This window comes from Stenotrophomonas sp. YJH_SMC_91, assembly GCF_059368495.1.
Genome location: NZ_JCAFRT010000008.1, coordinates 110,048 through 121,440, shown reverse-complemented (window position 1 = coordinate 121,440; position 11,393 = coordinate 110,048). Strand labels below are relative to the sequence as shown.

Below are 11,393 nucleotides of genomic sequence, written 5' to 3'. Positions count from 1 at the left end.
CCGAGAGAATTCAGAGCAATGGACAAGATGACCTCCGATATCGTCGGAAAGCTGTGGAACCTGTGCAACGTTCTCCGTGACGACGGTGTCACCTACCATCAGTACGTTAGTGAGCTGACCTGGTTGCTATTCCTGAAAATGGCCAAGGAAACAGGTGCCGAAAGCGAATTACCCGCCGGCCACCGTTGGGATGATCTGGAGCGCACATCCGCTCCTGATCGCTTGGAGTTCTACAAGACGACACTAATTCACTTGGGCTCGCATGGCAGCCGCCTGAACCGCGAGATCTTCGCCAACGCCAGCAGCTTCATCAAAAAGCCCGCCACGCTGACCGCACTGGTGAAGGCCATTGATGCCATCGACTGGTACAGCGCCAAGACTGAAGGCCTGGGGGACCTCTACGAAGGCCTGCTGGAAAAGAACGCCAACGAGAAGAAGTCCGGCGCGGGCCAGTACTTCACTCCGCGGGTACTGATCGACAGCATGGTGGCGCTGATGCAACCGCAATTGGGTGAATGCATCCAAGATCCGGCCGCCGGCACCGGGGGCTTCTTAATTGCGGCTAACCACCACATCCGCGAGCACAACGACATGTATGCGCTGGATGAGAAGGCCTACAAACGCTTCCGCCGACAATTCCACGGCATGGAGCTTGTGCAGGATACCCATCGTCTAGGCCTGATGAACCTGATGCTGCACGAGCTGGATTCAGATGAGGACGCGGGTCTGCGTTTCGGCGACACGCTGTCCAGGGAAGGTCAGCAGTTGCCGAAGGCCGATCTGATCCTGACCAACCCACCGTTCGGCACGAAGAAAGGCGGCGGCTTGCCGACTCGCGACGACTTCACCTATCCCACTAGTAACAAGCAGTTGGCGTTTCTGCAGCACATTTATCGCTGGCTCAAGCCCGGCGGTCGCGCGGCAGTGGTTCTGCCGGACAATGTGCTGTTCGAGGCCAACGTTGGTGCGGATGTCCGTCGCGATCTGATGGAAAAGTGCAACCTGCACACCATTCTGCGCCTACCCACCGGCATCTTCTACGCGCAGGGGGTAAAGACCAATGTGCTGTTCTTCACTCGCGGCAAGACCGACAGGGGCAATACCAAAGACGTGTGGGTGTACGACCTGCGCGCCAACATGCCGCAGTTTGGCAAGCGCACGCCGCTGACGCGAGAGCATTTCGTCGCATTTGAAGATGCCTTTGGCGACCAACCGGATGGATCGGCCAAGCGCAGTGACACCGGCGTGGAGGGGCGCTTCCGCAAGTTCAGCCGTGGCGAGATCAAGGCGCGCGGTGATTCGCTGGATATCGCGTGGCTGAAGGATGAGAGTGGCGCAGCGGCTGGCGAGCTACTGCCACCGGAGGACTTGGCGCAGCTGGCCATTGCCGAGCTGGAAGGGGCCATGGATGAGTTGCGCGCCATCCTTGCTGAGTTTGGAATTGAGGAAGAAGACGCATGAACGCGCTACCCAAGAGCTGGACTGAGACCACTCTCGGCGCGGTGATTGATTACGGCAAGGCCGAAAAGGTGGAGCCTGACGCCATCGCGGACGACGCGTGGATTCTTGAGTTGGAAGACATCGAGAAAGACACTTCGAAGATCATCAGTCGGGCAAGCTTCGGCGAGCGCAAATCGAAAAGCACAAAGAATCGCTTTTACAAAGGCGACGTTCTCTACGGCAAGCTACGTCCGTACTTGAACAAAGTAGTCGTAGCCGATGCCGATGGGTACTGCACCACCGAGATCGTTCCGATCACACCGACTGAAGTCACGGACAGTCGCTACGTTTTCTATTGGCTCAAGCATCCGCGCTTCCTCAGTTACGTCACAGAGGTGAGCCATGGGTTGAACATGCCACGCCTCGGCACCGACACCGGCAAGGCCGCACCATTCGTACTAGCGCCACTGTCTGAACAAACCCGTATCGCCGACAAGCTCGACGCCCTGCTGGCCCACGTAGATGCGGCGCGCGGACGACTTGATTGCGTGCCTGTGCTCCTCAAGCGGTTTCGCCAATCAGTGCTGACCGCAGCCACCAGCGGCGAACTGACGAAGGAGTGGCGTGACGGGAAGAAAGCGGAGTGGCGCGAGACTGATCTTCAGTTTGTCGCGCAAGTCGGCACTGGCTCCACGCCGCTGCGAGCCAACAAGTCATTTTACGCTGAGCAAGGAACACCCTGGATCACGAGTGCCGCGACTTCGGAACGATTTGTGATCAGCGCGGAAGAGTTTGTGACTGCAGATGCCATTAAGGCACACCGTTTGAAGGTGTATCCAGCCGGGACGCTTCTAGTTGCTATGTATGGAGAAGGAAAGACACGTGGCCAAGTTACCGAACTTGCGATTCCAGCGACCATCAATCAGGCCTGTGCCGCAGTACAGGTCGATGAAGGAAGAGCAGATCGACGATATGTTCGGTTTGTTCTAGAAGCGAACTACTACGCAATGCGTGAGTTGGCAGAGGGCGGAAATCAACCCAATCTCAATCTTACAAAGGTGAAAGAATTCCCAATCTTGATTCCTCCACTTGATGAGCAAGCTGAGATCATCCGCCGCGCCGAAGCACTGTTAGCCCAAGCCGATAAGGTGCACGTCCAGTACGAAGCCGCCCGCTCCCGGGTGAGCAAGCTCACTTCCGCGCTACTGACCAAGGCCTTCCGCGGCGAACTGGTGCCACAGGATCCGCAAGATGAACCTGCTAGTGCGCTGCTTGAGCGCCTCCAGGCCGCCAAGGCTAGCGCGCAAAAGGCGATGAAGCAGCGGCGCAAATGATCATCCACCCTTCGGTAGGGAAGGAACGCAGCCGATGAGTTCCGCCAATTTCACATGGATTCCCGTCTTCCGGGCAGTGGCCGACTGGCTGAGCGGTTTTGAAACCCGACAGCCCGAGTTGATCCAGGTTCTCAAAGAGGTCGGCATCGATGCCGGCCTTGAGGACAGGGATGAGAACGCAAAGACGATACCACTGCAGTCCATCGATCCGTTCACTTTCTTCTGCATGTTCATGAAGTACGGGGTCGAAAGGCGTAAGCAATTGTTTGCTCGATTGATTGAGGTCGCGGGGCTGAACGTAGCAGCACCGACCGATTTCGATGGCGTGCCCAGTGCCAATGCTATGAAAGTCTGGTTGTTCCCGTATCAGCGCAAGCGGGAAGATTGGATGATTCCCACGCTATGGACGCTGTTCAAGGAGGCCAGGGCCGGCCTAGACGCAGACACATTTGCGCGAGCACTGAAGATTCCCAGCACGGGTTTCACCAAGCTGACGCAAACCTTGTTCTACGTAGCGCCAGACTTGTACTTTCCTATCGACAGGCAGACTCGTCCGTGGCTGCTGACCATCGGTGTTCCCCGCCCGGAACGCACGCTTCCGGCTTACCTAGCGGTGCTGGATGCTGTGCGAAAGCACTCAAGCCAACCGTTTGCGGAGCTCTCCCACGGCGCTTGGGAGAATAGCCAAAGTGCGCCATTCGACGCGCAGGTCGCTATGGACTACCTGGACGAGCGCTATCCGGACAGCTACAGCGGCACTTCGCACATTGCTGCCTTTAGGACGCAGGCAGACCGGCAATTGGCTTTTGATCCCGGCGCTAATCCTGCCAAGAAAGTCGCCCTGCAGATCTTCGTCGATGCGCGACCTGCGCAGATCCAGGAAGAGCGGATAGGCGATTACCCGGCGGAGAAGAGCCGAAATCACCATCTGAGCAGCCATGCGCCGCGTCTGGCTGCCGGCCAGCAGGCCTACACGGTGCGGGTGTCCTCAATGGATGAGCTCGTCGAACTCTGCAACTGGTACGAGTCCAAGCAGCTCCCTCCCCTAATCTCCGCTTTGCCGACTTCAGGGCCCAACGTGACTACTCAGCCTCTGAACCAGATCCTCTTTGGACCGCCGGGCACCGGCAAGACCTTTGCTACCGTCGACAAAGCGTTGGCAATCATTGAGCCCAGCTTCACTGGCAGCCGTGAGGAGATGAAGCAGAAGTTTGATGCATACGTTGCGGCCGAGCAGATCAAGTTCGTTACCTTCCATCAAAGCTTCAGCTACGAAGACTTTGTGGAAGGAATTCGCGCAGGTACCAACGAAGCCACCCACCAGATCGAGTATGCGACCGAGGATGGCGTGTTCAAGCAGCTGTGCAATGCAGCCCGCCGCCGGGTGGTTCAATCGACCGGCAAGCCAATCGACCTGAAGGGCCGCCGGATCTGGAAGATCTCCCTGGGCGAGGCCGGCATCGAGGAGGGTGTCTACGAGGACTGCATCAAGCAAGGTTTGGCCCTGATTGGCTTCGGCACCGATGCAGACTACAGCGGCGTCAAGACGCGCAACGACATCGCCCACAGGTACCAGAAGGCCACCCCAGAGCGGGACGCTTCCGATTACCCAGTCACGGCGCTCAATATCTTCATCCGCCAGGTCAAAGCCGGCGACCTGTTTGTGGTCACCCAGGGAAACCTGCGTTTCCGCGCTATTGGCGAGGTCACCAGCGAGTACCTGCACGTCCCGCGTGAAAACGACAGCTACTCGCAGGGCCGCAAGGTCAACTGGTTGCGCGTGTATGACACCGGCCTGCCATACGCCGAGTTGATGGAGAACCGCTTCAGTCAGATGACCATTTACGAGTTGCGCCCCGGTTCGATAAATATGGACAAGCTAGCCAAACTGCTTGCACCCGCTGAGGAGACGCAGGACAAGGCGCCGCGGGTATTGGTCATCGACGAGATCAACCGCGGAAACATTTCCCGGATCTTCGGCGAGCTCATCACCTTGATCGAGGAATCCAAGCGAGCCGGTAAACCGGAAGCACTCGAAGCAACCTTGCCCTACTCGCAGGACAAGTTCAGCGTGCCGGACAATGTGTACCTGATCGGCACCATGAATACCGCCGACCGCTCGTTGGCCGGGTTGGATGTGGCCCTGCGCCGCCGCTTTGTGTTCGAAGAGATGCCGCCCAGGCCCGACTTGCTAGGCAATGTGGCCGGTATCGACCTGCAGCAACTGCTTATCGTCATGAACAATCGTATCGAGGTGCTGCTGGGTCGTGACCATCTGCTGGGCCACGCCTATTTCATTGGCATCCAGTCGTTGGAAGAGCTGAAGGGCGTATTCCGGAGGCAAATTCTGCCACTGTTGCAGGAGTACTTCTTCGACGATTGGGAAAGGATCGCACTGGTACTGAATGATCCGCGCAAGGCCAAAGCGCACCAGTTCCTCAGCCAGCCCACCTACGATGAGCTCGCCTTGTTTGGCAAAGCTGGATTCGCCAATGGCGGTCATTGGCAGATCAATGCTGGGGCTTTCGAAGACCCCGAAAGCTACCTGAGCATCTATAAGCTGACCGAAGCAAACCAGTGAGCGTGCTGATCACCGTCCGAGAGCATGCGCGCCTGACCACGGCCAATGTGCCCGCGTCGGAGATGCTGGCGCAGATTTCACAGACTGCGTTTGACTGGTTACTGGCCGAGAGCTCACGCTTGCGGGGCTCTGGCAGCGTCGCCCGGCTGGTTGAGCTGGAAGACCGGCGCGAACTGCGCTTGGACAGCTATGTCGGTGTGCTGGAATCACCCTGTGGCACTCGCATCGAGATCCTGCCCAAAGCCATGGAGCAGAGTGAGAACATCGAAGCCGGGCGTAATCTGCTGCAGAAGATGCTGGCGCGCTGCCTGAACCTGACGCCGCGCCAGTCCAGCCCTACGGCACTACGTACCTTTGATGCCCCGCTGACCGAATGGGTGGCGCGGGAGTTCTTACAGCGCGTGGACTATCTGGTCAAGCGCGGCCTACGCTTTGACTACCACCCGGTGCAGGAAGAGCTGCGCTATCTGAGTGGTCGGCTGTTGATGGCCCGGCAAGTTCGCCAGCCTGCGGGGCGAGCCCACGTCTTCCAAGTGGAGCATGACGTGTTCGACGCTGATCGCGCCGAGAACCGACTCATCCGCTCGGCACTGGAGGTGGTTCGCAAGCACACCCGTGAACCAGGCAATTGGCGCTTGGCAAACGAGCTTGCCCACCATCTGCATGAGATCCCCGTCAGCAACAACGCGGCTGCTGACTTCCAGCAATGGCGAGATGATCGCCTGATGGCGCACTACGCACCTGTGCGGGGTTGGTGCTCGCTGATCCTGCACGGGCAGATGCCCTTGACGGTGGTCGGCACCAGCAACGGCCAAAGTCTGCTGTTCCCGATGGAAAAGGTGTATGAGCAGTTCGTCGGACAGGGACTGCGCCAATGGCTACCGACAGGGACCAAATTCACACCGCAGGCAGCACGCCACTACTTAGCCAAACACCGCGATCAACACTGGTTCCAGCTGCGTCCCGACTTCTTGATTGAGCACGATGGCCGGCGCGTGGTCGCAGACGCCAAATGGAAGTTGCTCGATGCTGCTCTGGACAACGGCGAACAGAAGTACGGCCTGTCCCAAGCGGATTTCTACCAGCTGTATGCCTATGGCCAGAAGTACCTGGATGGCACGGGCATCATGTACCTTTTTTATCCCAAGACTTCGCGATTCAATGTGTCGCTACCACCGTTCCACTTCAACGAACAACTGCAACTTCTCGTCGTGCCGTTTGATCTGGAGCGTGAGCAGCCAGTTCCGGTTTGCAGGTTGTCGCTGAACTAGCTCGGTACTTTGACGCGTCCCAACAGTGGGTTGCCTCTCAAATTACTGGGGCCACAGGGGACTACCTCACCTTCGTTTTGGCCGAGAATGGACGGATGAGGTCCAAGCTCCATCCAGCGCCTCACCTTGCGCAAATATCCATTCCCGGCTTGCAGGCGTGCCAAAGCTACGCATTGTGACGCCCACTTCATACTGATGAATTGGCGATCTTGAGCAGGCGCAAGGCACTTCGCCGCCGCAGATCAGCCCGCCTTATCCCGCTTGTTAAGGTTTATTGACGGAGAGATTTCACAGCCCATCCACGTATTCAAATTCCAGCTGAAAGCGCTTGGTAGCGACGGGAACAAACGCCGCTATATTCCAGCTTCCCCAGACGAAGGAGGGAGTGCAATGAACCTGAACCCGCAACACATGAAGACGGCCCGCGCACTTGCTGTAGCGCTCATCGCCACCGTCAGCCTTGGCGCCTGCGCCTCTTACAAGAACGAGTTTGCAACCATCAACTCGCGTCTCGATCAGCTCGACGTCAAGGTGCAGGGTGCTGCGCAGAGTGCGGAATCCGCCAACCAGTCCGCACAGCAGGCCAACCAGCGTCTGGACCAGATCGAAGGCCGCGTGCAGCAGCTTGAAAGGGCACCGGCCGGCCGCAAGCCGCGCGGGTAATCGCTCCCTCACTGCTTGAATTGATCCATCTCTGTATCGGGAACCAGTGGCCTTCGCCGGCCACTGGCGTCCTTCCACCCAAGACTGCATTGCAAGGAGCCGTCTCATTCGTACCTACTCCTCCCCTGCACGCCGCGCCCTCCATGCCGCACTGGCCATGGCACTGGTCGTTGCGTGCAGCGGCGTAGCCAACGCCAGGGACAAGGACGCACCTGCATCACCGGTAGCCGCCGTTGATGAACTTCCGGCTGACCAGAGCGTGTCCGAAACGGTGATCGAGCTGGCCGGCTGGGTCGTCGCCAGCAAGGACAACCAGGGCTATCCGTTCGCAGTCATGGACAAGGCGGCGGCGCAGGTTCTGATCTTCAGCGGTGACGGCAAGCTGCGTGGCGCGGCACCGGCGCTGTTCGGTTCGGCTATCGGCGATCATTCCGCACCCGGCGTCGCCAAGCTGGCACTGAGCGCGATTCCCGGCCACGACCGCACCACGCCGGCCGGCCGCTTCATCGGTGGCTACGGCCCCTCCGACGATGCCGGGCGCGTGCTGTGGGTGGATTACGATTCCGCGGTTTCAATGCACCCGCTGCCGCCGGGCAGCCCGAAGGAAAAGCGTGCCGAACGACTGGCATCGCCCACGCCGGACGACAACCGCGTCACCCACGGTTGCATCAATGTCTCGCCCGCGTTCTACGGGCAGATCGTGCAGCCCATGTTCGAGAAGGGCGGCGTGTTCTACATCCTGCCGGACAAGGATTCGATCGCGAAGACCTTCCCGGAGTTCGCGCAGAGCCGCGGGGATGCGAAGGACGAAGACGAGAAGGGCGCGCGGCGCGCAAGCAAGTAATACGCTCGTCGGCAGATTGGAATTCAGGAAGCCGCAGCCCCTGCGGCCCGCGCCATTACCGCGGCATGCGCGTCGCCCTTCCGCTCGCTGTAGCGGTCCACCAGGTAGTCCGACCGCCCTCGCGTCAGCAGCGTGAACTTCACAAGCTCCTCCATCACATCCACCACGCGGTCGTAGTACGGCGAGGGCTTCATGCGCCCATCGTCATCGAATTCCTGCCAGGCCTTGGCCACCGATGACTGGTTGGGGATGGTCAACATGCGCATCCACCGGCCGAGCACGCGTAGCGTATTGACGGTGTTGAACGACTGCGAGCCGCCGCTCACCTGCATCACCGCCAGCGTCCTGCCCTGCGTGGGCCGCACGCTGCCATCTTCCAGCGGCAACCAGTCGATCTGGTTCTTGAACACGCCGGTGACCGTGCCATGCCGCTCGGGGCTGACCCAGACCTGGCCTTCCGACCACTGCGACCAAGCACGCAAGCGCTGCACTTCGGGGTGGCTCATGTCCACGCTGTCCAGCATGGGCAGCGCATGCGGATCGAACACGCGGGTTTCGCACCCCAGGTGGCGCAGCAATCGCTCGGCTTCCAGTGCCAGCTTGCGGCTGAACGACTGCGGCCGAAGCGAGCCGTAGAGCAGGAGGATGCGTGGTGGCCCCAGATCTGCCGCGGCGAGCTGGTGATGATTGGGCTGGGGCAATGACGATTCCACCAGATTGGGCAGGTCAGGGCTTGTGATTGGCTTATTCATTCGATTATTCTAGAAATATGGAAACGTTAAATGCAATCACCGCCCTCACCGCGCTCGGTCATGCCACCCGCCTGGCTGCCTTCCGCCTGCTGGTGGAGGCTGGCCCGGCAGGGCGCATGGCGGGCGACATCGCCACGGCCCTGCAGGTGCCCCCAGCCACGCTCAGCTTCCACCTGAAGGAGCTGGTGCAGGCCGGGCTGGTGGAGAGCGAAAGCCAAGGCCGCCACGTCTGCTACCGCGCCAACTTCGATGCGATGAACAGCTTGATCCAGTACCTGACGCACAACTGCTGCGCGGGCTCCCCGGATGAGCGGTGCGCGGTGAGCGAACCGGCATGCGGGTGCTGAGATGAAACCCGACCCTGTGATTCGTGCCGGCACGCGCGACGACCTGGACTCCATCCGAGACCTTCTGCAGCAGGGGCAGTTGCCCGTGGCCGACCTGGAAAGCAGCGAGGTGGTGTTTCTCGTCGCAGACCTCGATGGCGTTCCCGTGGGCGCCGTTGGATTGCAGATCTTCGGCGCCTCGGCCCTGCTGCGCTCTCTGGTGGTGTCCGATGACCGGCGCAGTAACGGCCTTGGGCGCGCACTGCTGTCAGCGGCCGAAAACATGGCCCGCCGCATGCAGGTCAGGGAACTGGTGCTGCTGACAACGTCGGCAGGTCCGTGGTTAGCGCGGCACGGTTATGCCGGATGCGATCGCGCCCACGTTGCGGCGCCGATCCGCAGCTCTGCCGAGTTCACCCGTCTCTGCCCGGCCAGCGCGCTTTGCATGTCCAAGCCGCTCACTGATCATGGAAGCCACATGAAGCGCAATGTCCTGTTCCTCTGCACCGGCAACAGCGCCCGCAGCGTGCTTGCCGAAGCCACTTTGCGTGCCTGGGACAGTGATCGCTTCACCGCGTTCAGTGCCGGCAGCCAGCCTACCGGCCAGGTCAATCCGTTCGCGCTGGTGCAACTGCAGGCCGAAGGCATGCCGATCGATGGGCTGCACAGCAAATCGTGGGATGAGTTCGTGGACGCGGCCCCGATGGACCTGGTCATCACCGTATGCGATTCGGCGGCCGCCGAAGCTTGCCCAGTGGTGTTCGGTGACTTCATCCGCAGCCACTGGGGTCTGCCCGATCCGGCGGCCGTCGCGGGTAGCGATGCCGACAAGGCCGCAGCATTCGCGCAGGCCCATGCCATCGTGAAGCTGCGACTGCGTGCATTGCTCGCGCTGCCCGAATCGTTGTGGTCCGACCGCACGGCGCTGCAGCACGCGCTGGACCGGATCGGCCGGCTGCTGCCGACCGACGGCGCGCAGTGACGGTGCCACTGCCATGAGCCTGTTCGAGCGACACCTGACGCTGTGGGTTGTGCTGTGCATTGCGATGGGCACGCTGCTGGGCCATCTCCTGCCCGATGCCTTCGCGGTGCTGGCCTCCGCCGAAGTGGCCAAGGTCAACCTGCCGGTTGCACTGCTGATCTGGCTGATGATCATCCCGATGCTGCTGAAGGTCGACTTCACTGCGATGCGCCAGTTGCAGCAGCACTGGAAGGGCATCGGCGTAACGCTGTTCATCAACTGGGCGGTGAAGCCATTCTCGATGGCACTGCTGGGCTGGCTGTTCCTGCGCCACGCCTTCGGCGACTGGTTGCCCGCAGCACAGATCGACAGCTACATCGCCGGGCTGATCCTGCTGGCGGCCGCGCCCTGCACCGCCATGGTGTTCGTGTGGAGCAACCTGTGCCGTGGCGATGCCAACTTCACCCTGAGCCAGGTGGCGTTGAACGACGCGATCATGGTGGTTGCCTACGCGCCGGTGGTTGCACTGCTGCTGGGCCTGTCGGCGATCACCGTGCCCTGGGATACGCTGCTGCTGTCGGTGGGCCTCTACATCGTGGTGCCGGTGCTGGTGGCGGCGTTGCTGCGGCACTGGATCCTGTTGCATCGTGGCGAGGCGGCGTTGCAGCGGGTGCTTCGCAAGCTGGCGCCCGTCTCGCTGTGCGCGCTGCTGCTCACACTGGTCCTGCTGTTCGGCTTCCAGGGCCGACAGATCGTGGAGCAGCCGCTGGTGATCGCACTGATTGCGGTGCCGATCCTGATCCAGGTCTATTTCACTTCCGGCCTGGCCTACCTGCTCAATCGTCGCCTGGGTGTGGCGCATTGCGTGGCCGGCCCTTCGGCGTTGATTGGTGCCAGCAATTTCTTCGAACTGGCGGTAGCCACCGCGGTGGGACTGTTCGGCGTGCATTCGGGGGCTGCGCTGGCGACGGTGGTGGGTGTACTGATCGAGGTGCCGGTCATGTTGTCTGTGGTGCGGATCGTGAACCGTACTCAAGCCTGGTACGAGAGACGCGAAGAGCACTGACACACCGGAGTGCGCCGAAGTCGATTTACGTTCTTCGCCCCGCACTGTCGTCATCGGCCTGGTGGAGTGCCCGTACGCCACGTCATCAACTTCGACCCATGTCGCATATTCCCCATGCCGCTACGGACGTTGCGGCGCCTGCGTCTGCCACGGCT

The 11,393-nt window shown here is 60.6% G+C and carries 10 protein-coding genes and 1 pseudogene; 10 read left to right on the top strand and 1 reads right to left on the bottom strand.

Features of this window, described 5'->3' with window-relative positions; translation table 11 throughout:
• Window positions 1–18: 18 nt before the first annotated feature.
• From AC5P5X_RS11980 to AC5P5X_RS11955, 6 genes are all read left to right on the top strand, one after another.
• Window positions 19–1,461 (top strand): class I SAM-dependent DNA methyltransferase, encoded by a 1,443-nt coding sequence (locus tag AC5P5X_RS11980; protein ID WP_043034952.1) that lies wholly within the window; start codon window positions 19–21, stop codon window positions 1,459–1,461.
• Complete coding sequence (locus AC5P5X_RS11975; protein ID WP_495215988.1) at window positions 1,458–2,774, top strand: restriction endonuclease subunit S; 1,317 nt, start codon at window positions 1,458–1,460, stop codon at window positions 2,772–2,774. The genes AC5P5X_RS11980 and AC5P5X_RS11975 overlap by 4 nt, the downstream gene beginning before the upstream one ends.
• Before the next feature lie 34 nt (window positions 2,775–2,808).
• Complete coding sequence (locus AC5P5X_RS11970) at window positions 2,809–5,355, top strand: DUF8426 domain-containing protein (protein ID WP_111189275.1); 2,547 nt, start codon at window positions 2,809–2,811, stop codon at window positions 5,353–5,355.
• A complete protein-coding gene (locus AC5P5X_RS11965) occupies window positions 5,352–6,626 on the top strand; it encodes an McrC family protein (RefSeq protein ID WP_043034950.1) in 1,275 nt (424 codons plus the stop codon). Before AC5P5X_RS11970 ends, AC5P5X_RS11965 begins: the two co-directional genes overlap by 4 nt.
• Before the next feature lie 390 nt (window positions 6,627–7,016).
• On the top strand, window positions 7,017–7,289 hold the full coding sequence (locus tag AC5P5X_RS11960) for a hypothetical protein (RefSeq protein ID WP_010487149.1): 273 nt from the start codon (window positions 7,017–7,019) through the stop codon (window positions 7,287–7,289).
• 157 nt (window positions 7,290–7,446) lie between these two features.
• Window positions 7,447–8,133 carry a L,D-transpeptidase family protein gene (locus AC5P5X_RS11955; protein WP_043034949.1) on the top strand — a complete coding sequence of 229 codons (687 nt, stop codon included), beginning with the start codon at window positions 7,447–7,449 and terminating at the stop codon, window positions 8,131–8,133.
• Window positions 8,134–8,156: 23 nt separating this feature from the next.
• Here the strand turns inward: AC5P5X_RS11955 and arsH are convergent, their stop codons facing one another.
• A complete protein-coding gene (gene arsH, locus AC5P5X_RS11950; protein WP_111189276.1) occupies window positions 8,157–8,885 on the bottom strand; it encodes an arsenical resistance protein ArsH in 729 nt (242 codons plus the stop codon).
• A gap of 17 nt (window positions 8,886–8,902) precedes the next feature.
• On the opposite strand from arsH, the gene AC5P5X_RS11945 reads away from it, so the two are divergent.
• From AC5P5X_RS11945 to arsB, 4 genes and pseudogenes are all read left to right on the top strand, one after another.
• Window positions 8,903–9,232: an ArsR/SmtB family transcription factor gene (locus tag AC5P5X_RS11945; protein WP_111189277.1), complete on the top strand. Its 330-nt coding sequence runs from the start codon at window positions 8,903–8,905 to the stop codon at window positions 9,230–9,232.
• A gap of 1 nt (window position 9,233) precedes the next feature.
• Window positions 9,234–9,653 (top strand): annotated as a pseudogene (locus AC5P5X_RS11940) (GNAT family N-acetyltransferase); the annotation flags it as partial.
• A 36-nt stretch (window positions 9,654–9,689) separates the two neighbouring features.
• Window positions 9,690–10,193, top strand: a complete 504-nt coding sequence (locus tag AC5P5X_RS11935) for an arsenate reductase ArsC (RefSeq protein ID WP_239502340.1) — start codon at window positions 9,690–9,692, stop codon at window positions 10,191–10,193.
• A gap of 13 nt (window positions 10,194–10,206) precedes the next feature.
• Entirely contained in the window at window positions 10,207–11,238 is a 1,032-nt protein-coding gene (gene arsB / locus AC5P5X_RS11930; protein ID WP_111189279.1) for an ACR3 family arsenite efflux transporter, read from the top strand.
• The last annotated feature ends 155 nt before the right edge of the window (window positions 11,239–11,393 follow it).